This is a genomic window from Nocardioides eburneiflavus (genome assembly GCF_004785795.1).
Classification (GTDB): Bacteria; Actinomycetota; Actinomycetes; order Propionibacteriales; family Nocardioidaceae; genus Nocardioides; species Nocardioides eburneiflavus.
This window is the reverse complement of sequence record NZ_SRRO01000002.1, coordinates 1-26,806: the sequence shown is the minus strand read 5'-3', so window position 1 is coordinate 26,806 and position 26,806 is coordinate 1. Positions and strand designations below refer to the sequence as shown.

At 72.0% G+C, this 26,806-nt stretch carries 30 protein-coding genes, 6 pseudogenes and 1 riboswitch; of the genes and pseudogenes, 24 read left to right on the top strand and 12 right to left on the bottom strand.

The annotated features are described in order from the left end of the window. The 9 genes and pseudogenes from EXE59_RS24725 to EXE59_RS23525 form a co-directional block, all read right to left on the bottom strand. Nucleotides 1-308, bottom strand: a 308-nt coding sequence (locus EXE59_RS24725; protein WP_246057118.1) for a bifunctional hydroxymethylpyrimidine kinase/phosphomethylpyrimidine kinase, incomplete at its 3' end; no start/stop codon positions are given. A 70-nt stretch (nt 309-378) separates the two neighbouring features. Beyond that, nucleotides 379-714: pseudogene (gene pdxY / locus EXE59_RS24720) on the bottom strand (pyridoxal kinase); the annotation flags it as partial. Between the two features lie 510 nt (nt 715-1,224). Further along, entirely contained in the window at nt 1,225-1,416 is a 192-nt protein-coding gene (locus EXE59_RS24715; RefSeq protein WP_246057117.1) for a hypothetical protein, read from the bottom strand. Between the two features lie 101 nt (nt 1,417-1,517). After that, nucleotides 1,518-2,214 (bottom strand): annotated as a pseudogene (locus EXE59_RS23540) (uracil-DNA glycosylase). Further along, the gene (locus tag EXE59_RS24710) at nt 2,211-2,657 is read right to left on the bottom strand and encodes a hypothetical protein (protein ID WP_246057116.1); all 447 of its coding nucleotides are present in this window, start codon (nt 2,655-2,657) and stop codon (nt 2,211-2,213) included. The pseudogene EXE59_RS23540 and the gene EXE59_RS24710 overlap by 4 nt, the downstream one beginning before the upstream one ends. Beyond that, nucleotides 2,638-3,405, bottom strand: coding sequence for an aminotransferase class V-fold PLP-dependent enzyme (locus EXE59_RS24705; RefSeq protein WP_246057115.1), 768 nt, complete (start codon nt 3,403-3,405; stop codon nt 2,638-2,640). The genes EXE59_RS24710 and EXE59_RS24705 overlap by 20 nt, the downstream gene beginning before the upstream one ends. Further along, nucleotides 3,402-3,656 (bottom strand): hypothetical protein, encoded by a 255-nt coding sequence (locus tag EXE59_RS24700; protein WP_246057114.1) that lies wholly within the window; start codon nt 3,654-3,656, stop codon nt 3,402-3,404. The genes EXE59_RS24705 and EXE59_RS24700 overlap by 4 nt, the downstream gene beginning before the upstream one ends. Beyond that, nucleotides 3,649-4,898 (bottom strand): annotated as a pseudogene (locus EXE59_RS23530) (MFS transporter). Before EXE59_RS23530 ends, EXE59_RS24700 begins: the two are co-directional and overlap by 8 nt. Before the next feature lie 107 nt (nt 4,899-5,005). Continuing rightward, nucleotides 5,006-6,298, bottom strand: coding sequence for an alpha/beta fold hydrolase (locus tag EXE59_RS23525; protein WP_135837098.1), 1,293 nt, complete (start codon nt 6,296-6,298; stop codon nt 5,006-5,008). A gap of 96 nt (nt 6,299-6,394) precedes the next feature. Between EXE59_RS23525 and EXE59_RS23520 the strand changes: the two genes are divergently transcribed. From EXE59_RS23520 to EXE59_RS23505, 4 genes are all read left to right on the top strand, one after another. Then, on the top strand, nt 6,395-7,045 hold the full coding sequence (locus EXE59_RS23520; protein WP_210428830.1) for a fasciclin domain-containing protein: 651 nt from the start codon (nt 6,395-6,397) through the stop codon (nt 7,043-7,045). A 41-nt stretch (nt 7,046-7,086) separates the two neighbouring features. After that, nucleotides 7,087-7,728 carry an RNA polymerase sigma factor gene (locus EXE59_RS23515; RefSeq protein ID WP_210428829.1) on the top strand — a complete coding sequence of 214 codons (642 nt, stop codon included), beginning with the start codon at nt 7,087-7,089 and terminating at the stop codon, nt 7,726-7,728. Beyond that, on the top strand, nt 7,715-8,434 hold the full coding sequence (locus tag EXE59_RS23510) for an anti-sigma factor (RefSeq protein ID WP_135837096.1): 720 nt from the start codon (nt 7,715-7,717) through the stop codon (nt 8,432-8,434). Before EXE59_RS23515 ends, EXE59_RS23510 begins: the two co-directional genes overlap by 14 nt. A 68-nt stretch (nt 8,435-8,502) precedes the next feature. Further along, a complete protein-coding gene (locus tag EXE59_RS23505) occupies nt 8,503-10,074 on the top strand; it encodes an FMN-binding glutamate synthase family protein (protein WP_135837095.1) in 1,572 nt (523 codons plus the stop codon). 12 nt (nt 10,075-10,086) lie between these two features. Here the strand turns inward: EXE59_RS23505 and EXE59_RS23500 are convergent, their stop codons facing one another. After that, nucleotides 10,087-11,529, bottom strand: a complete 1,443-nt coding sequence (locus EXE59_RS23500) for an alpha,alpha-trehalose-phosphate synthase (UDP-forming) (RefSeq protein WP_135837094.1) — start codon at nt 11,527-11,529, stop codon at nt 10,087-10,089. Nucleotides 11,530-11,718: 189 nt separating this feature from the next. Here EXE59_RS23500 and napA point away from each other — a divergent pair, with 189 nt between their 5' ends. The 5 genes from napA to EXE59_RS23475 all read left to right on the top strand — a co-directional run bounded on the left by napA (nt 11,719) and on the right by EXE59_RS23475 (nt 15,332). Beyond that, complete coding sequence (gene napA / locus EXE59_RS23495; protein WP_129453301.1) at nt 11,719-12,012, top strand: nucleoid-associated protein NapA; 294 nt, start codon at nt 11,719-11,721, stop codon at nt 12,010-12,012. Nucleotides 12,013-12,065: 53 nt separating this feature from the next. Further along, the gene (locus tag EXE59_RS23490) at nt 12,066-12,611 is read left to right on the top strand and encodes a LytR C-terminal domain-containing protein (RefSeq protein WP_135837093.1); all 546 of its coding nucleotides are present in this window, start codon (nt 12,066-12,068) and stop codon (nt 12,609-12,611) included. 73 nt (nt 12,612-12,684) lie between these two features. Next, the gene (gene otsB, locus EXE59_RS23485) at nt 12,685-13,515 is read left to right on the top strand and encodes a trehalose-phosphatase (protein WP_135837092.1); all 831 of its coding nucleotides are present in this window, start codon (nt 12,685-12,687) and stop codon (nt 13,513-13,515) included. Nucleotides 13,516-13,603: 88 nt separating this feature from the next. After that, nucleotides 13,604-13,743, top strand: a riboswitch (SAM riboswitch). A 10-nt stretch (nt 13,744-13,753) separates the two neighbouring features. Continuing rightward, nucleotides 13,754-15,040 carry a threonine synthase gene (gene thrC, locus EXE59_RS23480; protein ID WP_135841497.1) on the top strand — a complete coding sequence of 429 codons (1,287 nt, stop codon included), beginning with the start codon at nt 13,754-13,756 and terminating at the stop codon, nt 15,038-15,040. Nucleotides 15,041-15,056: 16 nt separating this feature from the next. Further along, a complete protein-coding gene (locus EXE59_RS23475; RefSeq protein WP_135838789.1) occupies nt 15,057-15,332 on the top strand; it encodes a MoaD/ThiS family protein in 276 nt (91 codons plus the stop codon). 4 nt (nt 15,333-15,336) lie between these two features. On the opposite strand, the gene EXE59_RS23470 is transcribed toward EXE59_RS23475, so the two are convergent. Together EXE59_RS23470 and EXE59_RS23465 are read right to left on the bottom strand one after the other, a co-directional pair. After that, a complete protein-coding gene (locus tag EXE59_RS23470) occupies nt 15,337-15,834 on the bottom strand; it encodes a GDYXXLXY domain-containing protein (protein ID WP_135838790.1) in 498 nt (165 codons plus the stop codon). Beyond that, on the bottom strand, nt 15,831-17,081 hold the full coding sequence (locus EXE59_RS23465; RefSeq protein ID WP_135838791.1) for a DUF2157 domain-containing protein: 1,251 nt from the start codon (nt 17,079-17,081) through the stop codon (nt 15,831-15,833). The genes EXE59_RS23470 and EXE59_RS23465 overlap by 4 nt, the downstream gene beginning before the upstream one ends. 189 nt (nt 17,082-17,270) lie before the next feature. Between EXE59_RS23465 and EXE59_RS23460 the strand changes: the two genes are divergently transcribed. From EXE59_RS23460 to EXE59_RS24940, 15 genes and pseudogenes are all read left to right on the top strand, one after another. Next, nucleotides 17,271-18,266, top strand: coding sequence for an SGNH/GDSL hydrolase family protein (locus EXE59_RS23460; protein WP_246057113.1), 996 nt, complete (start codon nt 17,271-17,273; stop codon nt 18,264-18,266). Next, nucleotides 18,179-18,757, top strand: coding sequence for a hypothetical protein (locus EXE59_RS24020; RefSeq protein WP_168218697.1), 579 nt, complete (start codon nt 18,179-18,181; stop codon nt 18,755-18,757). Before EXE59_RS23460 ends, EXE59_RS24020 begins: the two co-directional genes overlap by 88 nt. Then, complete coding sequence (locus EXE59_RS23455; protein WP_135841496.1) at nt 18,745-18,954, top strand: hypothetical protein; 210 nt, start codon at nt 18,745-18,747, stop codon at nt 18,952-18,954. Before EXE59_RS24020 ends, EXE59_RS23455 begins: the two co-directional genes overlap by 13 nt. A 232-nt stretch (nt 18,955-19,186) precedes the next feature. Continuing rightward, nucleotides 19,187-19,606 (top strand): TadE/TadG family type IV pilus assembly protein, encoded by a 420-nt coding sequence (locus tag EXE59_RS23450; RefSeq protein ID WP_135838793.1) that lies wholly within the window; start codon nt 19,187-19,189, stop codon nt 19,604-19,606. Further along, a pseudogene (locus EXE59_RS25205) lies at nt 19,531-19,773 on the top strand (TadE/TadG family type IV pilus assembly protein); the annotation flags it as partial. The gene EXE59_RS23450 and the pseudogene EXE59_RS25205, both read left to right, overlap by 76 nt. A 265-nt stretch (nt 19,774-20,038) precedes the next feature. Further along, nucleotides 20,039-21,184, top strand: coding sequence for a hypothetical protein (locus tag EXE59_RS23445; RefSeq protein ID WP_246057112.1), 1,146 nt, complete (start codon nt 20,039-20,041; stop codon nt 21,182-21,184). A 165-nt stretch (nt 21,185-21,349) separates the two neighbouring features. Continuing rightward, a pseudogene (groL, locus tag EXE59_RS24955) lies at nt 21,350-22,976 on the top strand (chaperonin GroEL). A gap of 228 nt (nt 22,977-23,204) precedes the next feature. Continuing rightward, nucleotides 23,205-23,759, top strand: a complete 555-nt coding sequence (locus EXE59_RS23435; protein WP_135841494.1) for a hypothetical protein — start codon at nt 23,205-23,207, stop codon at nt 23,757-23,759. Nucleotides 23,760-24,066: 307 nt separating this feature from the next. After that, entirely contained in the window at nt 24,067-24,363 is a 297-nt protein-coding gene (locus EXE59_RS23430) for a hypothetical protein (RefSeq protein WP_135841493.1), read from the top strand. Nucleotides 24,364-24,382: 19 nt separating this feature from the next. After that, entirely contained in the window at nt 24,383-24,907 is a 525-nt protein-coding gene (locus EXE59_RS23425) for a nucleotidyltransferase family protein (RefSeq protein ID WP_135841492.1), read from the top strand. A 443-nt stretch (nt 24,908-25,350) separates the two neighbouring features. Continuing rightward, entirely contained in the window at nt 25,351-25,605 is a 255-nt protein-coding gene (locus tag EXE59_RS24685) for an AAA family ATPase (protein ID WP_246057110.1), read from the top strand. Further along, nucleotides 25,572-25,838, top strand: coding sequence for a MoxR family ATPase (locus tag EXE59_RS24680; protein WP_246057109.1), 267 nt, complete (start codon nt 25,572-25,574; stop codon nt 25,836-25,838). The genes EXE59_RS24685 and EXE59_RS24680 overlap by 34 nt, the downstream gene beginning before the upstream one ends. A gap of 367 nt (nt 25,839-26,205) precedes the next feature. Continuing rightward, entirely contained in the window at nt 26,206-26,562 is a 357-nt protein-coding gene (locus tag EXE59_RS24950; protein WP_281280359.1) for a VWA domain-containing protein, read from the top strand. Then, nucleotides 26,520-26,627, top strand: a pseudogene (locus tag EXE59_RS24945) (hypothetical protein); the annotation flags it as partial. The gene EXE59_RS24950 and the pseudogene EXE59_RS24945, both read left to right, overlap by 43 nt. Nucleotides 26,628-26,700: 73 nt before the next feature. Continuing rightward, nucleotides 26,701-26,806, top strand: a 106-nt coding sequence (locus EXE59_RS24940) for a VWA domain-containing protein (protein ID WP_281280360.1), incomplete at its 3' end; no start/stop codon positions are given.

Sequence of the window (26,806 nt, the reverse complement as noted above, 5' to 3'; positions counted from 1 at the left end):
GGGGAGCCGGTCGCCTTGAGGTGGGCGGTGAACAGGGCGGCGGTGATGTCGCCGGAACCGTTGGCCTTCATCGGCAGGCGCGGCGTGGTCACGAGCCAGGCGCCGTCTGCCGTGACGGCGAGCATCTCGATGGCGTCGTCGGGAGCTCCCTCGCGGTCGACCGAGGTCACCAGCACCGCCGAGGGGCCGAGACCGCGCACCTCGTCGACCGCGGCCAGGATGTCGGACAGCGACGACGGCCCGCTCAGTGCATCGCGGTCGGTGATGAAGCCGAGCTCGAACTGGTTGGGCGTCAGCACGTCGGCCACCGGGATGACGGTGGCGGTACTTCGGCGGGATCGCCGGGTTGACGAAGCACCCCGAGGTGGCGTTGCCCATGACCGGGTCGCAGGTGTACGTCGCGTCCGGGTTGGCCGCCTTGACCTGGGCGACCGCGTCGACGATGACGTCCGCGATCTCCGGGGATCCCTGGTAGCCGGAGAGCACCGTGTCGCACGTCTCGAACGCACCGCGCTCACCGATGCCGGTGATCACCGCGGCGACGTCCTCGGCCGCGATCAGGGGACCCCGCCACGCGCCGTACCCGGTGTGGTTGGAGAAGTTCACCGTCAGGACCGGCCACACCTCGTGGCCGAGGCGCTGGAGCGGGAAGACGGCTGCGGAGTTGCCGACGTGGCCGTAGGCGACGTGGGACTGGATGGAGAGGACGCGCATCCCCTCAACCTAGGCCACCTGCAACGAGCGCTTCGACAGGCCCATCCAGTAGCCGTCGATCACCTGGATGCCGGGTCGTCGGGGTCGGTGCGCCGCGCCGAGCGTCGACGAACAGCGGCGTGGTAGTGCTCGACCGTCGGGTGGGGCGTACGGCATGCCGGGGTGCCTTCGCGCCTTGTAGTGGACAGCGTGTCGACGTCGGCCCGGGTCAGGCCATCGGGCCGCCAGAGGTCGAAGTCGCGCGACAGCGGGCACGGCGGCGTCGATGCGCCACTCGGTGAGGAACGGGAGGCCGTGGGTGAGGGAAGCCGGAGCCGATGATCAGCACGCCCTCGTCGCGGAGCGGGGCGCAGCCGCTCGCCGAGCCTCATCAGGCGGTGGGGTCGTCGGTCGGCAGCGACATCTGGGAGCACCGGGATGTCGGCCTCGGGGGAACATGATTTTGAGCGGCACCCAGCGCGTGGTCGAGCCGCGCGAGGCGTGCTGGTAAACCGGCTCGCCGCTGGGGCATCATCGCGGCCACCCGACGGCCAGTGCCGAGGCGTCGGGGGTCTCGTAGGTCATCTGGTAGTACTTCGGCGCGAACCCGCCGAAGTCGTAGGACCAGCGGGGGCACCGCTGGCGCTCAGGCTCACCGGTGCGGACTCCCAGTGCGCGGAGACGATCAGGATCGCCGTCGGGCGCGGCAGGTCGCCGGCCCATGCGGAGAGCTGGCCCGACCACACGGGGTCGTCGAGCAGGGGCGGCGCACCGTGGCCGATGTAGAGGGCAGGCATTCGTTCGTTCATGACATCCTCAATAGTTCATGATTCAACTATATTCCGGAGGGCCCAGTCGACCGGGTCACCATCCTGCTCCTCAGCAGCCGGTTGACACGGCTGAATGGCTTCGACCCGAAGAACCCGCGGCGCGCGCTGAGCGGCGACGGGTGGGCCGACTCCACGCACGGGACCGGCTCGAGCAGGGCTTGAGCGACTGGGCGTGCCGACCCCAGAGGATTGCCGCGCACGGCCCGCCGCGCTCGGCCAGCGCCACGATCGCCCGCTCGGTGACGGCCTCCCACCCCTTGCCCTGGTGGCTGTTGGAGTCGTGGGGCCGGACGGTGAGCGACCTGTTGAGCAGCATCACCCCTGGTCGGCCCACGCCGACAGTCACCGTGGCGGGGCGGCACGATGCCGAGGTCGTCGCGCAGCTCGACGTAGATGTTGACCAGGCTCGGCGGCAGCGGCCACACGTGCCGCTCGACGGCGAAGCTGAGCCCGATCGGGTGCGTCGGGTTGGGGTAGGGGTCCTGCCCGACGACGAGGACACGTACGTCGGCCAGCGGGCGCTCGAACGCCCGGAAGATCCGGTCGGCGGCGGGCTGGTAGCCGCGCCGGGCCGCGTCCTCGTCCCGCAGGAACCGGCCCATCGCGGCGATCTGCTCGTCGACCGGCGCGAGGCCTCGGCCCAGTCCGGGGCGACGCGACCCTTCTCGACGAGTCCGGCGAGCGCACTCATCGTGCGCCCTCGCGGGGATGGCGTCCGGCTGGTCGCTGCAGCCGGTCGAGGAACGCCACCAGCAGCGCCTCCCGCATCGCCGGCGAGGCGACGTCCAGCATCGCGTTGACCGCGGCCATCCGGCCGGGCAGCTCGAGGCCGCCGTCCGCCGAGGCGCCCACGAGTCCCGACGCCGCGAGGAGGCCGTCGAAGTCGTCGTCGCCGAGCGCGGTCGGGTCCAGGGCCTCGATGAACGCCACCACGTCCGGGTCGACGGCGACCGGTCCCGCCGCCTGCGCCGCCGCGACCGACTCCGCGAGCGCCGCGGCGAGCTCGCCGACGTGCTCGTGCGTGCCGGCGCTGACCGACAGGTGGATGCTGGGACCCCCGTCGCCGTACGACAGCTGGGCTGGACGTACCAGCCGCGCGAGACGAGCTCGTCGGTCAGCGTGAAGGCGTCGCACGAGGCGTCGGTCGCGAGCGTGACGAGCGTCGAGTCGGGCGGCACCAGGAGCCGCAGCGCGGGCTCGGCGTCGATGCAGGCCACGATCGCGTCGACCGCCGCGAACGCGCTGTCGGCGAGCTCGAGGTAGCCCGCGTCCCCGATGTGCTCGACGACCGCCCAGGTTCCGGCGATCGGCCGCCGGACCGCGTCGACTGGGTCGTCGCGTTGAGCATCGTGTAGCCCGGCCAGGCCGCCGAGGCGAAGAACTGCGGCGAGCGGAGGCCGGCGTCGCGGTGCAGCAGCAGCGACGTGCCCTTGGGGGCGTAGGCGTACTTGTGGGTGTCGACCGAGATGGACGTGACGCCCTCGACCGCGAAGGTCCACGGCGGCACCGCGCGCCCCAGCCGGGCGGCGTACGGCAGCACCCAGCCGCCGATGCAGGCGTCCACGTGGCAGCGCACCCCGCGGGCGGCGGCCGCCGCCGCGATCTCGCCGACCGGGTCCACCACGCCGTGCGCGTAGGACGGGGCGCTGGCCACGACCAGCACCGTGTCGTCGTCGATCGCCTCGGCCATCGCCCGCGCGTCGGCCCGGAAGTCGGGACCGACCGGCACCAGCACCGCCTCGACCCCGAAGTAGTGCGCCGCCTTGTGGAAGGCCGCGTGCGCGGTGGCCGGCAGGACCATCCGCGGACGTACGACGTCGGGGCGGCTGTCGCGAGCCCCCTGGACCGCCAGCAGGATCGACTCCGTGCCTCCCGCGGTCACCGTCCCACCGCGGACTCCGGGGCGTCGAGGAGGTCGCAGGCGAAGCCGACGAGCTCGTTCTCCATCCGGAGCAGGGACGGGAAGGCCGTGGGGTCGAGCGCGTTCGAGGCGGCATAGGCGGCGACGGCCTCGCGGGCGATGCGGTCGACCTCCGGGTCGCCGGAGTCGTAGACGTAGGCCAGCGTCCGCCCGCCGTGCACGGGCAGGTCGCCACGCTGCATCTCGGCCAGTCGCTCGATCGGGTCAGGCACGGACGGCTCCTTCCGCTGCCGCCACCTCGGCGGCGTCGAGGGTGTACTGCCGCAGCCACCGCAGGCTGAGCAGGGTCAGGACCGCCGGCAGCACCGAGAACCCGAGCGTGATGGCGGTGAGGGCCGAGTCCGGCTGGGTGATCTCGCGGCCCTCGCTCGAGAGGTAGCCGCCGAGGGCGAGCACGACCGCGAACAGGGCCGGTCCCAGGGCGAGGCCGAGGGTCTCCCCGGCCGTCCACACGCCGGTGTAGACGCCGGCCCGGTTCTCGCCGGTGCGGGCCGAGTCGACCGCCGCCGCGTCGGGCAGCATGGCCATCGGGAACACCTGGCACCCGGCGTAGCCCACCCCCACCAGCGCGGTCGCGGCGAACACGACGGCGGGCGGCGCGACCCGGGCGGTGCTCGCGAGCACCGCGCCCGCCGCCAGCACGAGCGAGGCGATGACGTAGCCCCGCTGCTTGCCGATGCGCGTGCCGAGCGAGGCCCACACGGTGTCAGCAGCAGGGCGGGGCCGACGAAGCACACGAAGAGGACGGTCGCGGCCCCGGACCGGTCCAGCACGTCGCCGGCGAGGTAGTCCACCCCCGCCAGCATGCAGCCGGTGGCGAGGGCCTGCAGGACGAACGTGGTCAGCAGCACGCGGAAGTCACGCGCCTGCCCCACGACCCGTAGCTGCTCGCGGAGCGTGCCCGCGCCGGCGGCGACCGCGCCGATCGGGGCCCTCCGGGTGCCCCACCAGGCGCTCGCGACCCCGACGGCGATCAGCACGGACATGACCACGCCCATCACCCGGTAGCCGTCGCGGCCGCCGACCTCGTCGCGGATCAGCGGCGCGGTCGCGCCCGCGAGCATGATCGTGAAGGCCAGGATCGCCACCCGCCACGTCATCAGGCGGGTCCGCTCGTCGTACGACGTGGTGATCTCCGCGGGCATCGCGACGTAGGGCACCTGGAAGAACGCGTACGCCGACGCGGCGAGCACGAAGAAGAGCAGGACCCAGCCCGCCTCGAGCAGCGAGCTCCGCAGGTCGGGGGCGGCGAAGATGAGCGCGAACGCCCCGGCGAGCATGAGCCCCGCCCGGATCAGCCACGGCCGTCGGGGACCGGCCGGGTCGACGGTCCGGTCGCTCACCCGACCGGCGACCGGGTTGAGCACCACGTCCCACGCCTTCGGGAGGAAGACGATGACGCCCGCCCACAGCGCGGCGATCCCCAGCTCGTCGGTGAGGTAGGGGAGCAGCATCAGGCCCGGCACGGTGCCGAACGCGCCCGTGGCCACCGACCCGCTGCCGTAGCCGATCCGGACGCCGCGCGGCAGCGTCGCGGGCCCGCCCGCCGGGACGGCCGAGGTCACCGCTGGCCCAGCGCCCGCGAGCCGGCCGACCCGTAGCGACGGGACGGGTTCGAGCCGATCGTGTCGGCGGACGCCTTCTTCGCCGGCGTCCTCGTGGCGGTGGCCTTCTTCACCGGGGCCTTCTTCACCGGGGCCTTCTTCGCAGGAGCCTTCGTGCCAGCCACCTTGCGCGCCGCAGCCGTGCGCGCGGCCTTCCTCCTCGCCGGGGCCTTCACGGGCGCCTTGCCCGACCACTCGTCGACCCACTCGTCGATGACGGTCCACGTCGTCCCGCGGGCCGCCCGGCCGGTCAGCATGCCGAGGTGCCCGCCGGGCACGACCTCGAAGCGCACCTGCGGCGCGCCGGTCAGCAGCGGGACCACCGCGCGTACGGCGGGCAGGGGCGCGATGCCGTCGGTGTTGCCGCCGAAGACGAGCGTCGGGACCGAGATCGCCGCCAGGTCGATCGTCCGGTCGCCGACCTGCATGGTGCCCCGCGCGAGGGCGTTGCCCTTGACGAAGCGGTGGTAGAGCTGGCCGAAGGTCCGACCCGGGTAGGCGAACATGTTGGCCCGGAAGCGGTCGACCGCCTCGAGCTGGGCGAGGTAGTCGGTGTCGTCGAGGTGGGTCAGCACCGCGAGTGGCTTGGTGACGACCTTCTGGGCGGACGCGGCGGTGAAGGCCCAGTTGACGAGCGGCTGGGGGATGCCGCCCAGGGCCCGGTAGGCACGGGTGATCGCTCCGCGGCCCTGCGTCAGGTTGAGCAGCGGGCGGACCGGCGCGACGAGTGGCACCTTGGTGACGTCGACGGGCGACCCGACCACGGTGATCGAGGCGATCGGCAGGTCCTGCCGGTCGGCGGCGACGAGCAGGGTGAAGATGCCACCGAGGCTCCACCCGACCAGGTGCACCCCGCGGCCGCCGGAGTGCTCGTGCACGGCCCGGACCGCCTCGGGCAGCACCTCGTCGACCCAGTGCTCCATGCCGAGGGACCGGTTGCGGAAGGAGACCTGCCCGTACTCGAGCAGGTAGGTCGGCCGACCCCCGGCGACCAGGTGCTCGACCAGCGAGCAGCCGCGGCGCAGGTCGAAGCACAGCGCAGGCGCGGCCAGCGGTGTGACCAGCAGGACCGGGTCGCCCGTCTCGGGGACGTCCTTGGCCGGTCGGTAGTGGTAGACCTCGCGCAGCTCCCCGTCGCTGATCAACGTGCGGGGCATCGGGCGCAGGTCGGCCAGCCCGCCGTAGAGCAGGGTGTGCGCCACGTTACCGGCCGCGGCGACGACCTGCTCGGGCTTGGGGATGAGGTCCATGGAAGAAATCTACGGCCCGGGTGCATCCACCGGGCGCCCTCGGCCGGAGAAGGCGGTGACGGGCGCCACCGGGCGCCCCTGATGGAAGGACTTCTCATGGCACGTCGCGTACCCGCCATCCTCGCCGCCTCGGCCCTCGCCCTCGGCACGATGGCCACAGCACCCGCCGCGTCCGCTGCCCCCGCGGCCAAGCCCGGCAACACCAGCCTCGCCGAGGTGCTCACCTCGGACGGCAACACGTTCGACAAGAACAAGAACGACTTCGACATCGTCACCGAGGCCGCTCTCGCGGTCATCGGCGCCAAGCCGGACTCCCCGGTGGCCCTGCTGGCTGACGGCAAGACCCGGCTCACCGTCTTCGCCCCCACCGACCAGGCCTTCCGTCTCCTGGCCGAGGACCTCACCGGCCAGACCATCAGGAGCGAGAAGAAGCTGTTCAACGCGCTGGTGGAGCTCGCCGGGGTCGACACGATCGAGACCATCCTGCTCTACCACGTCGTGCCCGGTGCCACGCTCACCAGCGGCAAGGTGCTCAAGGCCGACGGGGCCAAGCTCGACACCGCGGCCGGCAAGACGGTCAGGGTCAAGGTCAAGATGCGCGAGCACCGTGCGCCGGTGGTCACGCTGCGCGACAAGGACCGCAACGACCGCAACGCCCGCGCGATCATCGCGGCCCTCGACATCAACAAGGGCAACAAGCAGATCGCGCACGCGGTCGACCGCGTCCTGCGCCCGATCGACCTCTGATCACAGACGGCGACGCGAAGCCTGACGGGCGGGGAGCGGCGATGACCATCATCCCGTTCCCCGCCCGCTCGCCCCGCCGGTACGGTGACCTCGTGGTGACCCAGGCGATGTCGCTCGAGGACGAGCAGGACGATGCTGTCCGCGCGCTCGCCGCTCGGCTGGTCTCCGGCGACGAGAGCGCCCTCGAGGAGATCTACGACCGGTGGTCCGCCCTCGTCCACACCTACGCGCTCCGCGCCCTCCACGACCGGCACGACGCAGAGGACGTGACCCAGCAGGTGTTCGTCGCGGCGTGGCGCAGTCGCCACACGCTGACCCCGACCCCCACGGCCCTGCCCGCCTGGCTGCTGGGCATCGCACGCCACAAGGTGTCCGACGCGCGGGCGGCGCGGGCTCGCGACGCCGACCGGGTTGCCGCCGTCGTCTCCCTGCCGGGGGTCCACGACGGCTCCGACCCGTCCGTCGACGACGAGGCCGCCGAACGGCTGGTGGTGCGGCAGGCCGTCGACGAGCTGCCGGACCCGCGCCGCACCATCATGCTGCTCGCCTTCTGGGAGGAGCGCAGCCATGCCGAGATCGCCGAGACCGTGGGCCTGCCGCTCGGCACCGTCAAGAGCCACGTCCGCCGTGGCCTGATCAAGCTGCACCAGCAGCTCGAGGGGGTGCGCCATGAGTCACGCTGATCCCGACCAGCTGGCCGGGCTCGCCCTCGACCCCACCGACGGCCCCGACGACGTCCGGGAGCACGCCGCCACGTGCCCCGAGTGCGCCGGGATGGTGGCCGCACTCATGGGCGTACGCCGCCGCGCAGGGGCCGACCCGCTCGTCGCCCCGCCCGCGCGGGTCCGCGCACAGGTGCTGGCCGAGGTCCGCGCCGGCGCCCCCCCGGCGCCCGTCGCCCTGCCCGTGCGCGACGAGCAGCCGCCGCGTCGCGGGGTCCCGCTCTGGCTCGCCTCCGTGGCCGCGGCCCTGGCCCTGCTCGCCGGGGTGGGCCTGGGGCGGTGGGGCGCTGACGGGACCGAGGCTCCCGAGGCGGTCCCGGATCCTGCCGACACCGGCACCGTGGTGGCCGCCGCCACGCTCACCGCGCTCGACAGCGACGCCGGCCGCGGCGAGGCCAGTGCCGTTCAGTCCGAGGACACCTTCTCCATCCGGGTCAGTGCCAGCGAGCTCGGCGACGAGCCGGGCCTGCACGAGGTGTGGCTCATCAACGTCGACGGGGTCCGGATGATCTCCATCGGCATCCTCGCCTCGGGCGACGAGGGCGAGTTCGCGGTCCCGATGGAGCTCATCGACGAGGGCTACCGCATCGTCGACATCTCGGTCGAGCCCGACGACGGCGACCCCACCCACTCCGGCGTGAGCCTGGCCCGCGGCGAGCTCGCCTGAGCCTGCGTCCCGGTCCGCAGGGGTGGGCTCCCTCGACATGACGGCGCGGTGCGGCTAGGAACGTCTCCATGAGGTGGAGGTACGCGATCCTGGGCGGCACCGCGGCCGCGGCTGCCGCGACGACGGTCCACGACCTGGTGCAGCGCAAGCACGCGATCCTGCGGAACTTCCCCGTCGTGGGCCACGGCCGGTTCCTCGTGGAGAAGTTCGGGCCCGAGCTGCGCCAGTACATCGTCACCAGCAACGACGAGGAGCGCCCGTTCAGCCGCGACCAGCGCCGCTGGGTCTATGCCAGCTCCAAGCTCGAGAACAACTACTTCGGCTTCGGCACCGACAACGACGTGGAGCGCATCGAGGGCTACCCGATCATCAAGCACCGCACCTTCGCCGGCCCGGGGGCGGCGACGAAGCCCCACGCGCAGGAGGAGATCGCCCTGCCCGCCGCCAAGGTGATGGGAGCGGCCCGCGGACGTACGCACGCCTTCCGCCCCGCGTCGGTGGTCAACATCTCCGGCATGAGCTTCGGCTCGCTGTCGGGCAAGGCCATCGAGGCGCTCAACAAGGGCGCCGCAATGGTCGACTGCCTGCAGAACACCGGCGAGGGCGCGCTCTCGCCGCACCACCGCCACGGCGGGGACATCGTCTTCCAGATCGGCACGTCCTACTTCGGCTGCCGGGACGAGCAGGGTCGCTTCGACCTGGCCCGCCTCGTCGACCTCGTGGCGTCCGCGCCCGTCCGCGCGATCGAGATCAAGCTCAGCCAGGGGGCCAAGCCCGGCCTCGGCGGCATGCTGCCGGGGGAGAAGGTGAGCCGGGAGATCGCCGAGATCCGCGGCATCCCGGAGGGCAAGGACTGCGCGTCGCCGAGCCGGCACGCGGTCTTCTCCGACGTCGACTCGATGCTCGACTTCGTCGAGACGGTCGCGCAGGCGACGGGCCTGCCCGTCGGCGTCAAGTCGGCCGTCGGCAACCTGACCATGTGGGACGAGCTGGCCGAGGAGATGTCACGCGACGGACGCGGCGTCGACTTCGTCAACATCGACGGCGGCGAGGGCGGCACCGGTGCCGCGCCGATGATCTTCGCCGACTCGGTCGCCTATCCCTTCCGCATCGGGTTCGCCGAGGTCTACCGCCGGTTCGCGGCGGCCGGCCTGACCGACGACGTCGTGTTCATCGGCGCCGGCAAGCTCGGCATCCCGGAGAACGCGATCGTGGCGTTCGCGCTCGGTGCCGACATGGTCAACGTCGGCCGCGAGGCGATGATGGCCATCGGCTGCATCCAGGCGCAGAAGTGCCACACCGACCACTGCCCGGTCGGATTGGCCACCCAGAACCCTCGCTACACCCGCGGGCTCGACGTCAGCCTCAAGAGCGTGCGGGCCGCCAACTACGTCCGGTCGCTGCGCCGCGACCTGCTCAAGGTCTCCGAGGCCGTCGGCGTGGTCCACCCCGGCCTCATCGCCCCGGGTGACATCGACCTCCTCGACGGCACGCGGTCGGCCGTCGGCCTCGCGCAGACGTACGGCTACGACCCGTCCTGGCGCCGGCTCGGTCCGGGACTGGTCACGGACATCGAGGCGATCATGACGGCGCAGCACGCCACCCACGGGGCGGTCGCCGGCACCAGCGAGCGGGCGTAGGCTCGCCTCGGGTCAGCGGGCCCGCGACTGGCGCACGGTCTTGTCGTGGTGCTCGGGCAGGGCCTCGAGCTCGTCGAGGAAGTCGGCGGCCCACTTGGACACGTCGTTGGCGACGACCGTCTTGCGCATCGCCCGCATCCGCCGCGCGGTCTCCTTGCCGTCGGCGGCGAAGGCCTCGAGGAGTGCGGACTTCATGCCGTCGATGTCGTAGGGGTTGACCAGCCAGGCCTGGCGCAGCTCCTGCGCCGCGCCGGCGAACTCCGAGAGCACGAGCGCGCCGTCGTCCTCGAAGCGACAGGCGACGTACTCCTTGGCGACGAGGTTCATCCCGTCCCGGAACGGCGTCACGACCATCACGTCGGCCGCTCGGTAGAGGGCGGCCATCTCCTCGCGGGGGTAGGAGGAGTGCATGTAGGAGATGGCCGGACGTCCGATGCGGCCGTGGTCGCCGTTGATCCGGCCGACCAGGAGCTCGATCTCGTCACGGAGGATGCGGTACTGCTCGACGCGCTCGCGCGAGGGAGTGGCGACCTGGACGAACACTGCGTCCTCGACGTCGAGCTCTCCGTCGCGGACCAGCTCGCCGAAGGCGCGCAGGCGCGAGTGGATGCCCTTGGTGTAGTCGAGGCGGTCGACGCCGAGGAAGATCCGTCGCGGGTTGCCCAGCGCGTCGCGGATCTCGGCGGCGCGCTTCTCCACGCCCTCGGACCGGGCGAGCTCCTCGAACCCCGCGGTGTCGATCGAGATCGGGAACGCGGTCGCCTTCACCGGGCGGCCGTCGGGGAGGTAGATGGTGTCGCGGTGGGTCTTGTGGCCCACCCGGCTGCGCACGAGGCGTACGAAGTTGGCGGCCGCGCCGGGCAGCTGGAAGCCGATCAGGTCCGCGCCCAGCAGGCCCTCGAGGATCTGCCGGCGCCACGGCAGCTGGGAGAACAGCTCGGCCGGCGGGAACGGGATGTGGAGGTAGAAGCCGATGCGCAGGTCGGGGCGCTGGGTGCGCAGCATCTGGGGCACGAGCTGGAGCTGGTAGTCCTGGACCCAGACCGTCGCGCCCTCGGCGGCGACCTCCGCGGCCCGGTCCGCGAAGCGCTGGTTGACCGCGACGTAGGAGTCCCACCACTCCCGGTGGAACTCCGGCTTGGCGATCACGTCGTGATAGAGCGGCCAGAGCGTGCCGTTGGAGAAGCCCTCGTAGAACTCCTCCACCTCCTGCGCGCTCAGCGCCACCGGGACCAGCGAGAGCCCGTCCTCCACGAACGGCTCGAAGGCCTCGTCGTCCGCCGATCCCGGCCAGCCGATCCACGCCCCGTCATTGGCGCGCAGCACCGGCTCGAGGGCGGTCACCAGCCCGCCGGGGGAGGTGCGCCACGACGCGGAGCCGTCGGGCCCGATCACGCGGTCCACGGGCAGTCGGTTGGCCACGATGACGAGGTCTGCCTGCGGGGTGGGGCTCACGTCGCCACCCTATCGACGGCGGAGGACGCACATATCACCCCGGAGTGTCCCCCGCGCTGCTCGCAGGAGCGCCGCGGGTTTGTCCAGACGACTCGCCGGAGGCGAATGACATCGTTGTGGTTCGTCACCTAGACTGAGCGCAGTCCACCCGGCCACGGGTGGTCGTGGGGTCGAGGAGGAACAACACGCATGGACGCAGCGAAGCACATTCCGACCGAGCAGGAGACTGCTGCCGGGCTGAGCCAGCGCGACCGCGACATCCTCGAGTTCGAGCGTCACTGGTGGAAGTACGCGGGCGCCAAGGAGCAGGCCGTCCGCGAGAAGTTCGACATGTCCTCGACCCGCTACTACCAGGTCCTCAACGCCCTCATCGACCGCCCGGAGGCCCTCGAGGCCGACCCGCTCCTCGTCCGTCGCCTCCGGCGGCTCCGCGCGTCCCGCCAGCGGCAGCGCTCCGCCCGCCGCCTCGGCTTCGAGATCTGACAGCCGGACCCGATCCAGCGCGACCCGCCCACTCACGATTGGTCACCTTCCCCATGGCCTTCCTCTTGGACCTCTTCCCCAGTCCCGGCTGCTCGCCGCGCCGCCGACCTCGCGACGAGCGGGGCGTGGCGTTCCCGTCCCCGCTCGTGATGCTGTCGGTCCTCGCGGTCGCGATGGCCTCGATCACCTTCATCGCCACCCGCGACCAGGCGCCGACCGAGCGGCGGGTCGACACCGCGACGATCGCCAGCGCCGAGAAGTCGCCGTCCGTCGAGCCGGAGCCGACGCCGACCGAGACCGCCAAGCCCGAGCCCCGGGTCAAGCGCGGTGAGGTCTACGTCGAGGTCTACAACAACTCCGGGATCAAGGGCCTCGCGGCCGCCACGGCCGCCCGCGCCACCGGCGTCGGCTGGTCGGTCGTGGGCGAGGACAACTGGCAGGGCCTGATCCCGACCAGCACCGTCTACTTCCCGCCGCGGCTCAAGGCTGCCGGCAAGCAGCTCGCCCTCGACCTCGGCATCAAGCGCACGGCGCCCGCCGTGGGCGTGATGAAGCGCGATCGTCTCACCGTCATCCTCACGGCCGACGCCCCGCGCTGACCCGCCGAGCTGTTCCACCTCGGATGGCGGGACGGTGCGACGCCCGCGCGCGTCGCATGGTTGGGTGGAGTCCATGGAGTTCACCTCCGACGACGCGCGTGCCCACTACGACGCCGTACGCGACGTCCTCCACGGCGCGGTCGTCGGGCTCGACTTCGACGGCACGCTCTCGCCGGTGGTCGACGACCCGGAGGCCGCCCGCCTGCACCCCGGTGCGCCGGGCGCGTTGCTCGAGCTCGCCGAGGCGGTCCGCGCGGTCGCGGTGATCACCGGACGGCCGGCGCGCCAGGCCATTGCGATGGGCGACCTCGACGCGCTCGGCAACGCCATGCTCGACCGTGGGGCAGAGCTGTTCGTCTTCGGCCAGTACGGCAACGAGCGCTGGTCGGCCACGGAGCAGCGGATCCGGTCGCCGCGCCCACCGGCCGGCCTCGCGACCTTCGAGCGCGAGCTGCCCAGGGTGCTGCGCGGCGCGGGTGCGGCCGACGCCTACATCGAGGAGAAGGGGCTGGCCGTCGCGGTCCACACCCGCCGGATGGAGGACCCGGCCGGTGCCTTCGACCGGCTCGTCAAGCCCGTCGCCGCCCTGGCGGAGCGCCACCACCTCACGATCGAGCCCGGGCGCAACGTCATCGAGATCCGCTCGGGAGACATGCACAAGGGGCAGGCGGTGCGCACGTTCGTGGCCGAGCAGGAGGCCACGGCCGTCGTCTTCGGCGGTGACGACCTCGGCGACGTGGAGGCCTTCGAGGCCGTCCGCTCCCTGCGCGCCGGAGGGCTGCCCGGGCTCGTCGTCTGCTCGGCGTCGCACGAGCAGCCCGACCTCGTCGGCCTGGCCGACGTTGTCGTCGACGGTCCCGCCGGGGTTGTCGACCTGCTCGGCACGCTCGCGCGCCGCCGCTGACCGCACCCGCCCGCGCGTACCCCCGCCCGGTGCGACCACATCGTGGACTCGATGTGCGCATCGTGAGACGCCGCGCCTAGGCTGGGCGTGCTCATCACGAGGGACTGAGGGAACGGCCCGTAGAAGTCCCGGCAACCACCCGTGAGCCTCCTGTCCGGAATCGTCCGGCAGTCACGGGAGCAGGTGCCAAATCCGGCCCACGCGAGATCCGCGGGGGACAGATGAGAAGGAGGACTTCATGAGCACCCTGCTGGACGAGACCGCGAGCACGACGACCCCGCGCAAGGGCCTGCGGGAGGGCGCCTTCGGCAACGCCCGCGCCCTGGCCTGCCGCGAGTGCGGCCACGAGGTCGAGCTCGGCCCGTCGTACGCCTGTCCGGAGTGTTTCGGGCCACTGGAGGTGGCCTACGACTTCCCGACGGTGACGGCCGCGGAGATCGCCGCCGGTCCCCGCAACATCTGGCGCTACAAGGCGTTGCTGCCGGTGCCGACCGACATCGAGCAGAGCCCGAACACCGAGCCCGGCTTCACCCGGCTGCTCGAGGCGAAGAACCTCGCCCGTGAGCTGGGCATCGACAAGCTCTGGGTCAAGGACGACTCGACCAACCCCACCAACTCCTTCAAGGACCGCGTGGTCGCCTGCGCCCTGAGCGCCGCCCGCGAGCTCGACGCGAAGGTCTTCGCCTGCCCCTCCACCGGCAACCTGGCCAACGCCGTCGCCGCGGCCGGGGCCCGCGCCGGGATCCCCACGGTGGTGTTCATCCCGAGCAACCTGGAGACGCCGAAGAAGGTCAACTCGGCGGTGTTCACCGAGAAGCTCGTCGCGGTCGACGGCAACTACGACGACGTCAACAAGCTCGCCTCGGAGATCGCCGGCGAGGAGGAGGGCTGGGCGTTCGTCAACGTCAACGTGCGTCCCTTCTACGCCGAGGGCTCCAAGACCCTGGGCTACGAGATCGCCGAGCAGCTCGGCTGGCGCCTGCCCGACCAGATCGTCATCCCCGTCGCCTCGGGCTCCCAGCTGACCAAGGTCGACAAGGCGTTCCAGGAGCTCATCACGCTCGGCCTCGTCGAGGACAAGCCCTACCGGGTCTTCGGTGCCCAGGCGACCGGCTGCTCGCCGGTCTCGGTGGCCTACAAGGCAGAGACCGACGCGATCCGGCCGGTCAAGCCGGACACCATCGCCAAGAGCCTCGCGATCGGCAACCCCGCGGACGGCATCTACGTCCTCGACATCTGCCGCCGCACCGGAGGGGCGGTCGAGGACATCTCCGACGACGAGGTCCGCGACGCCATCGTGCTGCTGGCGCGCACCGAGGGCATCTTCACCGAGACCGCCGGTGGCACCACAGTCGGTGTGCTCAAGAAGCTCGTCGAGACCGGCCAGCTCGACACCTCCCTCGAGACCGTGGTCATCAACACCGGCCACGGCCTCAAGACCCTCGACTCGGTGTCCGACCGCGTCGGTCCCGCCGCCACCATCGCCCCGTCCTATGACGCCTTCGTGGCGTCAGGCATCCTCTGAGAGGGAAGATCCACACATGAGCGTCTCGGTCCGGATCCCGACCATCCTGCGCACCTACACCGGCGGCGAGTCCGAGGTGAGCGCCGAGGGCGACACCCTCGCCGCCGTCCTCGACGACCTCGACGCCAGCTACGCCGGCATCAAGGGCCGGATCCTCGACGAGGCCGGCCAGCTGCGACGGTTCGTCAACGTCTACGTCGGCAACGACGACGTGCGCTTCCTCGACGACCTCGCGACCGCCACGCCCGACGGTGTGCAGATCTCGGTGATCCCGGCGGTCGCCGGGGGCTGATCCGTCAGGGCGCGCGTACGTCGACCACGGCTGCGTTGCCGCACCCGTCGATGCGCAGCTCGGCCACGGCGCCGTCGCGCAGCAGGTCCTCGGTCTCGCGTGCCTCCTCCTGCGGGAGGAACCAGCTCTCGATGCCGCATCGGATCTGCCACGAGCGGTCGTCGCAGGCGAGGTAGGGGCCGTCCACGGGGCGTTCGCGCGACCACTCGGACGCCGTCCACACGCCGTCCGCCTCGACCAGGGTGACGTAGACGTCGCCGGACTCGCCGTCGTCCAGGGCGCCAAGCCCCGGCTCGACGAAGGACTGCGAGTCGTCGTGGCGCAGGCCGGGGTAGTCCAGGGCTACGTACGCCCCCCGGAACGGGTCGATCGGGTCGACGGGCGCGACCCGCACGAGGTAGGTGTCGCCCGCGAGCCGGGCGGAGAGCTGCGGGGCGACGCCCAGCCCGACGAGGACGAGCTGGCTCACGGCGATGACGCCGGTGGTCACGGTGCGGTTCATCGGTCGGTTCCCTTCGGGGATGCGGAGCCAGTGGCAGGGTCGGAGTCGAGCGCCGAGGCGAGCTCGCGGCGCGCGCGGTCGAACAGGAAGCCGGTGCCGAGGAACACGGTGCCGAGCACCACGAACAGCCAGGCGCCGGTGACGATCGGCGCGAAGACCGCGAAGCTCTGGAAGGTCGTGAAGACCACGAGCCCGACCATCGCCATCCAGGTGAGGGGCGGGTGGTCACGCACGGTGCCCAGGGCGACCAGCGCGACGGCGAGGACGACGTAGGCGAGGACCGAGACCGCCGCGTGGGCCCAGTCGCCGGCATCGATGTCGGAGGTGTCGGTCCCGGTCGTCCAGAGGCCGAGGAGGGTGGCGGCGACCAGCACGACGGCCGCGCCCAGCGGCTCGAGGATGCGCGTGCCGGGCCTGGTGAGGGCCGCGGCGACGGCGGCGGCAGCGGCGACGCCCAGCGCGCCGAGCAGCCAGCCCGACCAGGTGATCCCGTCGCCGCCGATGTCCGGCACGGCCGCGACGAACATCGCGAGGAGCGCCATGCCGCCGGCGACGGTGCGCCAGGTCCAGGCGAAGGCGTCGATCCACCGGTCGTGGAGCACGGCGAGCGCAGCGGCCAGGACCGACGCCGCGCCCATCAGCACCACCACGCTGAGTCCGTCCTGCGAGTCCCACATGGGCTGCATGAACCACCAGGCGACACCCGTGACGACGCCCACGGCGAACGGCATGTACGCCCGGGTCAGGTAGGCGTGCACGAGGGCGCCGGCGGCCCAGAGGCCGACCAGGCGGGGCTCGTACGCCGGCACCTGCAGCGACTGGGCGGCCTGGAACACGACGGCGCCGGCACCGAGGGCGGCGAGGAGGCGTACGGCTCCGACGAGCGGGGCGGACGCGCGGCGCGCGGCGAGCACCTCGCCGCCGACGAGGAACGCGAGCCACAGGGCCGCGATCGCGGCGAAGCGGGTGACGGGCGACAGCTGGTCGAGGTTGGCGGCGACGAGCCAGATGAGGCCGACGCCGACGAACCCGGCGCCGAGGTAGAGGAAGACGCGGCCGATGCTGGTGCGGGTGTGCTGCTCGGCGGGGTAGCGGGACGAGACGCGCGTCGAGATGCGGGTCGCCTGCTCGTCGCTGATGATGCCCTGCGAGGTCCAGTCGGCGAGCTCGGCACGCAACCAGTCGAGCTGGCGCGGGGTGACGGGGCGGGTGGCGAGGGACGTGCCCCGGGCAGAGGTGTCGGTCATCGCGGGGTCCCCTCGAGGTTGTCGGGGGAGCGCAGCGGAGGAGAACAACGTCGTGGGGTGCTCATGCTTCTAGCGTTCTCCTGCCGGGCCGGCTTGTCCTGAGTACATCGACCCATCTGTGCCGTGCCGTTGGGCCACGCGTCGCGCCCGGTTGCGCAGGCGTTCAGGTCGCTGTGGTCTACAGGTGGGGTGGCGAGCAAGCACCTGACCCGGGCCGGCGTCGCGCTGGCCGTCCTCGGCATCGTCGCGGGAGGCACGGCGTACGGCGCACACGAGCTGCTGCACCGCCAGGCCGCACAGGCGCGGCGCCGGATCGGCAAGCCGCTCGGCGAGGACCCCCCGCCAGCTGACCGGCACTGGAAGAAGAAGTACGGCGCGCCGGTCGACCTGCTCCTCCTCGGCGACTCCGTCGCGGCCGGGCTCGGGGCGGAGAAGCCGAAGCACACGCTGGGCGGGCGGCTCGCCCGCGGGATCGCCGTCGGCGCCGAGCGCTCGGTGCGGCTGCGGACGGCGGCGGTCGTCGGCTCCGAGAGCAGCGTGCTCGCCGCGCAGCTGGCCTCCCTGCCCCCGGCGTACCGCCCGGACGTGGCGGTGATCGTCGTCGGTGGCAACGACGTGACCCACCGGGTGCCCGTCGCGGAGTCCGTACGCCACCTCGCCGAGGCGATCGACCACCTGCGCGCGCGAGGGCGGAGGTGGTGGTCGGCACGTGCCCCGACCTCGGTGCGCTGCGCCCGGTGCCGCAGCCCCTGCGTGCCCTGGGGTCGCGGGCGTCCCGCCAGCTCGCGGACGCCCAGCGTGCGGTCGCGCTGGAGCGCGGGGCGCGCGTGGTCTCGCTCGGGACGTGGTCGGGCCGTTCTTCATCACCAACCCGACGAGATGTTCAGCCTGGACCGGTTCCATCCGAGCGCCCACGGCTACAAGCGCACCGCCAAGGCCATGCTGCCCTCGGTCCTCGCCGCCCTCGGCGTGGTGGAGGAGGTGCCGTTCGGGCACCACGCGCCGGGGTCCGCGGGTCAGGCTAGGGTTCCCGGGTGCGCACCACTGCTCGACGAGCCGGCCAGGCCGTCAAGAAGGCGGCCCGCAAGGCCGGCCGGATGCAGGCATCCTCGGGGGCCGAGGTCGTCGAGCCTCCCGCCGATCCCAGGGCCGAGCGTCGCCGGCGCCTGCTCGCGAGCAACCTGACCGAGCTCGCCATCGAGTTCCGCACCGACAAGTGGGGCGTCCACCGCTACACGCCCCACTACGAGCGCCACCTCGAGCACCTGCGCGGTGAGTCGTTCACCCTGCTCGAGCTCGGCATCGGCGGCTACAAGAAGCGCCGGAGGAGCGGTGCCTCGATGAAGATGTGGCGCTGGTTCTTCCCCAAGGCCCGCATCGTCGGCCTCGACATCGAGGACAAGACCTGGCTGACCCGGGGGCACATCCACGCCTACCACGGCGACCAGACCGACCCGGAGGTCCTCCGGCGGATCATCGACGAGCAGGGCGCGCCGCTGGTGGTCATCGACGACGGCAGCCACATCCCTGCCCATGTGCGCGAGTCGTTCAGGATCCTCTTCCCGCTGCTGCCCGACGGCGCGATCTACTGCATCGAGGACATCCAGACCTCCTACTGGCCGGCCTGGGCGGAGAGCTCGACCCGCGGGCACCGGGGACCTCGATGGACCTGGTGAAGGACCTCGTCGACGGCCTCAACCACGAGGAGTTCCTCCTCGAGGGCTACGAGCCGACCTACACCGACCAGTGGGTCCGTGCCGTCCACTGCTACCACAACCTCGTGATCATCGAGAAGGGCGACAACCGGGAGGGCAGCAACCGCGACGACGTCGCGCACGAGCTCTACGGCTCCTCGGAGCTCCCCGAGGGATGACGGTCCTCCGTCGCCGCGCGGAGGCGTACGCACGCCTGAACCGGCCTGTCTAGACAGGTCGGCAAACAAATCCCCACAACGTCGATAAGGGTGGCCTCACCCCCGCTAGGTTGCCCCTGTTCTGCCTGCGCTGGGGGGTGCGGGCAGGGCCGGTGATCCGACATCCGTGCCGGGTCACCGTCACAACCTTCGCGACGCCTCGAGGGCGTCGCACCTGCGGGAGGAAATAGTCATGCCCTTTTCACGCCCACGCGCGGAGCGCGGAGCGGCGGCTGTGGAGTTCGCACTCGTCGTGCCGCTCCTGCTGGCGATCGTGTTCTCGATCATCGACCTCGGGTTCGCGATCAACCGCTACACCGTGCTCAACAACGCCACCCGGGAGGGAGTGCGCGCCGCCAGCCTCAGCGCCAGCAGCAGCGAGGTCGACGCGGTCGTCAACGACTCGCTGGCCGACCTCGAGGGGACGGTGACGGTCCAGGTGTCCTGCGAGACTCCGCTGGGCGGCAACTGCGGGTCCTGGGACGCCGACCACACGACCGGCGGTGTCGCCGTGGTGACCGCGACCTACGAGCATGCGTGGCTGACGCCGATGGGCAAGGCGCTGTCCTCGAGCCTCACGCTGTCCAAGACCAGCAAGATGAGGATCGAGTGAGCGCGCTGCGGGCGCGCAGGAGCGGCGAGCCGGACGAGACCGGCGCGGTCGCGATCGTCGTCGCCCTCCTCGCCGTCGTGATGTTCGGCTGCGCCGCCCTCGCCGTGGACATCTCGTCCCTCGCCATGGAGCGCCAGCGACTCCACGACCACGTCGACTCCGCCGCGCACGCTGGAGCCTTCGAGCTGCCGGCGAGCGGCACCAGCGCCAAGACGTGGGCGGTCACCATGGCCAAGACCCAGGACGCCGGGATGACGCCGGACACTGAGCTCTTCTGCGTGGTCGCCTCGACGGGGGCCAGCAGGCAGGTCGCCTCGGGGCAGATCCCCGCGACGTGCGACCCGGGGACCTACTCCAGCTCACAGGTGCGGTGCAACACGAAGATCTGCTCGATCCCCGTGCCCCGTCACCGCCCGGTGCAACACCATCACGGTGAGCGACTCCAAGGTCGTCGACTTCGACTTCGCGCCGGTGATCGGGCGCGACGAGGGCTCGACCGGCTCGGTGTCGTCGTCGGCGTGCCGGGGCTCGTGCGGCGAGACCCTGCCCAACCCGATGGACATCGTCTTCATGGCCGACCGCACCACCAGCATGGCCGAGGACGACCGCGAGGACATGCAGGCCGCGATCATCGACAGCCTGGGGGTGATGGACCCGACCCTGCACTACGTCGCGTTCGGGGCGATGCACAAGAGCAAGGCCACCTCGTCGTGTGCCACGGCGGCCACGACCGCCTCGGACGGGCCCAAGGGCGGCAAGTGGATCGCGATCGACTTCAGCAACGACTACAAGGCCAACCGCGACGCGCCGATCAGCTCGAGCAGCAAGCTCGTCACGGGCGTCAGGTGCATGCCGAACGGTGCCGTGCCCGGCCTGTCCACCGGCAGCTACGGCACCCACCTCGCCTCGGCCCTCAAGGGGGCCTCGCGCTACCTGCTCGGCCTCGACCCCAACAACCTCGGGTCGTTGCCCAAGCGCCCGGGGACGGCGAAGAAGGTGCTGATCTTCGAGACCGACGGTCAGCCCGACGAGCTCCTCGAGGAGGGCAGCACGTCGATCACGAGCTCGGGCGACATCGGGGCCGGGCGCAACTCCTACGGCAACGGCAAGGGCAAGAAGGGCTGCGACAACCTGACCGCGGTGGCCGAGCAGGCCAAGGCGCGCGGCGTCACGTGCTGGTCATCGGCTTCGGTGACGCGCGGTCGGCGTCGTGCGAGAAGCCCGGCGGCCGTACGCCTCGCTCGCCCTGGGTGCGCGACTACCTGGCCGCTGCCGCCTCGCCGACGCCGTCCGGCACCCCGAGCAAGGCGGACAGTGACTGCTCGACCTCCGCCGAGCGCGTGGCCGAGAACAAGGACGGCGACTACTTCTACTGCGCCGCCAGCGGCACCGAGCTGGGGCCGATCTTCGCGACGGCGGTCAACGCCGTCACGGAGAGCATCAAGCTCATCCAGATGCCCTGACCGGGAGGGGCCGGGAGGGACCGCGGGAGGGGGGTGGAGCAGCGCCGACACGGGGCGGTCGCTGCTCCACCCCGGGTTCGTGGACGCGTTTGCACTCTCATGGTGCGAGTGCTAAACATGACGCTGGCACTCTCGTCATGAGAGTGACAACGACCCAGGTGACGCTGAGGTCCGCAGAAGCCGACGGGAATGGATCGCCGGCGGAGCGGATCGTCCGTCGCGGGCAGCCCGCCGGGAGTCGTACCCACAGAACTCACGTCGACAGGAATCGCGAAGAGTTATGCCGAAGCTGATTGCTTTCAACGAGGAGGCCCGCCGCGGCCTCGAGCGGGGTATGAACACCCTCGCCGACGCGGTCAAGGTCACCCTGGGCCCCAAGGGCCGCAACGTCGTGCTGGAGAAGAAGTGGGGCGCCCCCACGATCACCAACGACGGTGTCTCGATCGCCAAGGAGATCGAGCTGGAGGACCCCTACGAGAAGATCGGCGCCGAGCTGGTCAAGGAGGTCGCCAAGAAGACCGACGACGTCGCCGGTGACGGCACGACGACGGCCACTGTCCTGGCCCAGGCCATGTGCGCGAGGGTCTGCGCAACGTCGCGGCCGGCGCCAACCCGATGGGTCTCAAGCGCGGCATCGAGGCCGCCGTCGCCGCCGTGTCCGAGCAGCTGCTCAGCATGGCCAAGGACGTCGAGACCAAGAGCAGATCGCCTCCACCGCGTCGATCTCCGCCGCTGACACCACCGTCGGCGAGATCATCGCCGAGGCGATGGACAAGGTCGGCAAGGAAGGCGTCATCACCGTCGAGGAGTCCAACACCTTCGGGCTGGACCTCGAGCTGACCGAGGGCATGCGGTTCGACAAGGGCTACATCTCGGCCTACTTCGCCACCGACCTCCGAGCGCATGGAGGCCGTGCTGGAGGACCCCTACGTCCTCATCGCCAACTCCAAGGTGTCCGACGGTCAAGGACCTGCTGCCGCTGCTGGAGAAGGTCATGCAGTCCGGCAAGCCGCTGCTGATCATCGCCGAGGACGTCGACGGCGAGGCGTTGTCGACCCTGGTCGTCAACAAGATCAAGGGCACCTTCCGCTCCGTGGCCGTCAAGGCCCCGGGCTTCGGTGACCGCCGCAAGGCCATGCTGCAGGACATCGCGATCCTCACCGGTGGCCAGGTGATCTCCGAGGAGGTCGGCCTCAAGCTCGACACCGCCGGTCTCGAGCTGCTCGGCCAGGCGCGCAAGGTCGTCATCACCAAGGACGAGACCACCATCGTCGAGGTGCCGGCGACCAGGGCCAGATCGAGGGCCGGGTCAACCAGATCCGCGCCGAGATCGAGAAGTCGGACTCCGACTACGACCGCGAGAAGCTCCAGGAGCGCCTCGCCAAGCTGGCCGGCGGCGTGGCCGTCATCAAGGTCGGCGCGGCCACCGAGGTCGAGCTCAAGGAGCGCAAGCACCGCATCGAGGACGCCGTCCGCAACGCCAAGGCAGCGGTCGAGGAGGGCATCGTCGCCGGCGGTGGCGTGGCGCTCGTCCAGGCTGCGGCCACCGCGTTCGACAAGCTGGACCTGGTTGGCGACGAGGCCACCGGCGCCAACATCGTGCGCGTCGCCACCTCGGCCCCGCTCAAGCAGATCGCCATCAACGCCGGCCTCGAGGGCGGCGTCGTGTCGGAGAAGGTCGCCAACCTGGAGCCGGCCACGGCCTCGACGCCGCGACCGGTGAGTACGTCGACATGATCGCCGAGGGCATCATCGACCCGGCGAAGGTCACCCGCTCGGCGCTGCAGAACGCTGCGTCGATCGCCGCGCTGTTCCTCACCACCGAGGCCGTCGTGGCCGACAAGCCCGAGAAGGCGCCGGCCATGCCCGGCGGCGACATGGGCGGCATGGGCGGCATGGACTTCTGATCGGCCAGCCGGGCGCGCTTGCGCGACCGGATCGTCCACGCCCCACACAGCACCACCAGCAGGGTCCCCGCTCCGGCGGGGCCTGCTGCATGTCGGGGCGATGGGGGAGGCGTACGGTCCGGGCCGCCGCGCGTGCGGCGGGGTCTGGTCCCTGGATCGCGCGTACGAGGGCCACGACCGCCGCACGTGCGCGCGTCGCGCCCGCGGACCCACTGGTAGGAATGCCGCATGCGCCTTCCCGTTCCCGGCCCCCGTGACGTGCTGTCCGCCCTCGAGCGAGGCGGTGACCAGGTCGAGGCCCTGCTCGGTGCGGTCCCGCGGGCACTGGCGCTGCTCGACGACGCCGAGCGGCTCCTCGTCCGTGCCTCGGCCGCGATCGAGCGGGTCCGCGAGGTCACCGAGGCGGCCAACGTCGTCGTCGTACGGGCCGCGGCGTCGTGGACGACGCAGGCGTCCAGATGGTCGCGTCACCCACCTGGTCGACGAGCTCGAGCCGTCCTGCTCCGGCTGCAGCCGACGCTCGAGACCCTGGCCGACACGACGCACCCCGACGAGGTGAAGGCGCTCGTCCGGCTCGTCGACCACCTGCCCGAGCTGACCGCGCGGGTGGAGGGCGACGTGATCCCCGTGCTCACGACGCTTGGCACGGTGGCGCCCGACATGCACGACCTCCTGACCGTGGCGCGCGAGCTCAACGACATGCTCGCCAAGATCCCGGGGATGGGCGCATCAAGCGCCGCGTCGACGAGGAGGAGGGCGAGGACCTCACCGAGGAGACGGTGAAGTGAGGGGGGTCGAGCAGCGGAACCCGCCCAGTGCCCCACCCGTCCCACTGATGGACGACCCGGGCACCACCTGCCCGACGCACGCCGACTGACGAAGGGACGCCAGCCATGAGCCGACACGAGAGCCGATTCCGCACCTCCCGCCTGCTCCCGGGCCTCGCAGCAGTCGTCGCCCTCGCGGTCTCCGGCTGTGGATCGGCCGAGGACACGGCGCCGCCGACCCTGCCGCCAGCGACACCTCGAGCCCGTCGGGCGACGAGACCCTCGCCCTGACCGCCGACGGGTCGGCGACCGCCAAGTGCGCGATGCCGTCCGCGGAGATCCTCGCCACCTTCGACACCGCCTTCGAGGGCACGGTGACGTCGATCGACGACGGCACCGTCACCCTCGAGGTCGATCGCTGGTACGCCGGCGACGAGGCCTCGACGGTGACCGTCGAGGCGCCGAGCAAGGCCCTCGAGGACCTCCTGATGGCCGTCGACTTCCAGGAGGGCCGGACCTACCTGGTCAGCGCCGACGACGAACGCGTCACCCTGTGCGGGTTCACCGCCGAGACGTCGCCCGAGCTCGAGGCGCTGTACGCGGAGGCGTACGAGCAGTGACCTCCGTCGTCGGCCTCTCCTGGCCGCGGGCGCGGGCGAGAGGTTCGGCGGCCCCAAGGCCCTGGCGCGCGATGCCGACGGGACCTCGTGGCTGCTGCGGTCGGTGCACGCCCTGCGACCGTGCGCGGAGATCGTGGTGGTGCTGGGCGCCGAGGCCGCCCGGGCGTCCGCGCTGCTGCCGATGTCGGTCTCGCGCATTCGCTGCGACGACTGGGCCGAGGGGATGGGTGCCTCGCTGCGCTCGGGGCTCGAGGCGATCGCGTACACGGACCACGACGCCGTGCTCGTCTCCCTGGTCGACCTCCCCGACGTCGGCGGTGCCGTCGTGGCCCGGGTGCTCGACGCGGACCACGGACGGGCGACCCTCGCGCGGGCGGCGTACGACGGGGTGCCGGGGCACCCCGTGCTCCTCGGGCGCGACCACTGGGCGGTGTCGTCGAGACCGCGACCGGTGACCGCGGAGCCCGTGACTACCTCGCCCCACGACGTCGAGCTGGTCGAGTGCGGTGACCTCGCGACCGGAGCCGACATCGACCACCGGTGACCGCCTGGGTCGAGGTGGCCGGTCCAACGTGCGACCAACGTGCCGGGTCGTAGCCTGACGACATGCAAGGCATGGACTCCGCAGACGACGTGCCACCCGGCTGGGGCGACCGGTTACCTCGCCGACGACGAGCTGGCCACGGTCGTGTTCCTGGCGTCGCGGATGCAGCGCCCGCTGCTCCTCGAGGGCGAGCCCGGCACCGGCAAGACCGCGCTGGCCGAGGCGCTGGCGCAGCCTCGACCTGCCGCTCGTACGGCTCCAGTGCTACGAGGGATCGATGCCAGCCAGGCGCTCTACGACTGGGACTTCCCTCGCCAGATCCTGCACCTCAGGGCGCTCGAGGCGGCCGGGAGGTCGACTCCGACGAGGCCGAGAAGAGCCTGTACGACGAGCGCTTCCTGCTCTCGCGCCCGGTCCTCGCCGCGCTGCGGCAGGCACCGGCCGTGCTGCTGGTCGACGAGGTCGACCGCGCCGACGACGAGTTCGAGGCGTTCCTGCTGGAGGTGTTGTCGACCTGGCAGGTGACGATCCCTGAGTTCGGCACGGTCACCGCGCCGGAGCCGCCGCTGGTCGTGCTCACCTCCAACCGCACGCGCGAGCTGCACGACGCGCTCAAGCGCGCTGCCTCTACCACTGGATCGACCACCCCGGGCTCGAGCGCGAGGTGGAGATCGTCCGCTCGCGCGCCCCCGAGGTGAGCGAGGCGCTGGCGCGTCAGGTGGTCGGGCTGGTCCAGCAGCTGCGCCAGCGCGACGACCTGCTCAAGCCGCCCGGCGTCGCCGAGACCCTCGACTGGGCGCGGGCGCTCACCTACCTCGGGACCGCCGAGCTCGACCTGGCGTCGGCCGCGGCCACCCTCGGCGCGCTCCTGAAGTACCGCGAGGACGCCGACCGGGTGAAGGCCGCCCTGGACAGGATGCTGTCGAGATGAACGCCGTGCTCCACGAGGCCGACGAGGTGCTGCTCGGCTTCACCCGCGCGCTGCGCGCCGCCGGCGTACCGGTCACCCAGGACCGCGCCCACGGGTTCCTGGCCGCGGTCGCGGCCGTCGGCGCCGATGACCGCCAGGCCACCTACTGGGCCGGCCGCGCGACCCTGTGCGGCTCGCCGGACGACCTGGCCCGCCACGACGAGGTCTTCGCAGCCTGGTTCGACCCGCGCGACGGCCTCCCGCGGGCGCGGCCGCGCGAGGCGTCGAGGCCCTCCACCGCCCAGCTGCTGCCCGACGCCGAGGGCGCAGGTGGCGGCGACGAGGCGGGCGAGAGGACCTCGTCCGAGCGAGGGCCTCGGAGGCGGAGGTGCTCAAGCACCGCGACGTGGCGACGTTGGACGCCGCGGAGAAACGGCGCCTGGCCTCGATGTTCGTCCGGCTGTCGCTGCGCCCGCCCGCGCGGCGTACGGCTCGGCACCAGCGCTGGCACCGCGGCGAGCTCGACGCCTCGCGGACCCTGCGGAACTCGCTGCGCCACCTCGGCGAGCCCGGCGAGATCGCGTGGCGCCGGCGCGGCACCCGGCCGCGGCGGGTGGTGCTGCTGGTCGACGTCAGCGGGTCGATGAGCCCGTACGCCGACGCGCTGCTGCGGCTCGCCCACCGGCTCACCCAGTCGGCGCGCTGGGCGGCGGCGTCGAGACCTTCACCGTCGGCACCCGTCTGACGCACGTCACGCGCGCCCTGCGCTCGCCGGACGCGGACCGCGCGATCGTCGCCGCCGGCGAGGTCGTGCCCGACTGGTCGGGCGGCACGCGGCTGGGCGAGACGCTGCGGGTGTTCCTCGACCGGGGGCCAGCGCGGGATGGCCCGCGGCGCGGTCGTGGTGGTCTTCAGCGACGGCTGGGAGCGCGGGGACGCAGAGCTCCTCGGCGAGCAGATGGCCCGCCTCAAGCGGGTCGCGCACCGGG

What these genes read in the sequence shown, in the direction of transcription:
- EXE59_RS24715 (WP_246057117.1), bottom strand. Translation starts at nt 1,416, where the DNA reads ATGGGCCGGCGACCTGCCGCGCCCGACGGCGATCCTGATCGTCTCCGC.
- EXE59_RS23525 (WP_135837098.1), bottom strand. Translation starts at nt 6,298, where the DNA reads ATGGACCTCATCCCCAAGCCCGAGCAGGTCGTCGCCGCGGCCGGTAAC.
- EXE59_RS23520 (WP_210428830.1), top strand. Translation starts at nt 6,395, where the DNA reads ATGGCACGTCGCGTACCCGCCATCCTCGCCGCCTCGGCCCTCGCCCTC.
- EXE59_RS23515 (WP_210428829.1), top strand. Translation starts at nt 7,087, where the DNA reads ATGACCATCATCCCGTTCCCCGCCCGCTCGCCCCGCCGGTACGGTGAC.
- EXE59_RS23510 (WP_135837096.1), top strand. Translation starts at nt 7,715, where the DNA reads ATGAGTCACGCTGATCCCGACCAGCTGGCCGGGCTCGCCCTCGACCCC.
- EXE59_RS23505 (WP_135837095.1), top strand. Translation starts at nt 8,503, where the DNA reads ATGAGGTGGAGGTACGCGATCCTGGGCGGCACCGCGGCCGCGGCTGCC.
- napA (WP_129453301.1), top strand. Translation starts at nt 11,719, where the DNA reads ATGGACGCAGCGAAGCACATTCCGACCGAGCAGGAGACTGCTGCCGGG.
- EXE59_RS23490 (WP_135837093.1), top strand. Translation starts at nt 12,066, where the DNA reads ATGGCCTTCCTCTTGGACCTCTTCCCCAGTCCCGGCTGCTCGCCGCGC.
- otsB (WP_135837092.1), top strand. Translation starts at nt 12,685, where the DNA reads ATGGAGTTCACCTCCGACGACGCGCGTGCCCACTACGACGCCGTACGC.
- thrC (WP_135841497.1), top strand. Translation starts at nt 13,754, where the DNA reads ATGAGCACCCTGCTGGACGAGACCGCGAGCACGACGACCCCGCGCAAG.
- EXE59_RS23475 (WP_135838789.1), top strand. Translation starts at nt 15,057, where the DNA reads ATGAGCGTCTCGGTCCGGATCCCGACCATCCTGCGCACCTACACCGGC.
- EXE59_RS23470 (WP_135838790.1), bottom strand. Translation starts at nt 15,834, where the DNA reads ATGAACCGCACCGTGACCACCGGCGTCATCGCCGTGAGCCAGCTCGTC.
- EXE59_RS23465 (WP_135838791.1), bottom strand. Translation starts at nt 17,081, where the DNA reads ATGACCGACACCTCTGCCCGGGGCACGTCCCTCGCCACCCGCCCCGTC.
- EXE59_RS24020 (WP_168218697.1), top strand. Translation starts at nt 18,179, where the DNA reads ATGCAGGCATCCTCGGGGGCCGAGGTCGTCGAGCCTCCCGCCGATCCC.
- EXE59_RS23455 (WP_135841496.1), top strand. Translation starts at nt 18,745, where the DNA reads ATGGACCTGGTGAAGGACCTCGTCGACGGCCTCAACCACGAGGAGTTC.
- EXE59_RS23450 (WP_135838793.1), top strand. Translation starts at nt 19,187, where the DNA reads ATGCCCTTTTCACGCCCACGCGCGGAGCGCGGAGCGGCGGCTGTGGAG.
- EXE59_RS23435 (WP_135841494.1), top strand. Translation starts at nt 23,205, where the DNA reads ATGCGCCTTCCCGTTCCCGGCCCCCGTGACGTGCTGTCCGCCCTCGAG.
- EXE59_RS23430 (WP_135841493.1), top strand. Translation starts at nt 24,067, where the DNA reads ATGCCGTCCGCGGAGATCCTCGCCACCTTCGACACCGCCTTCGAGGGC.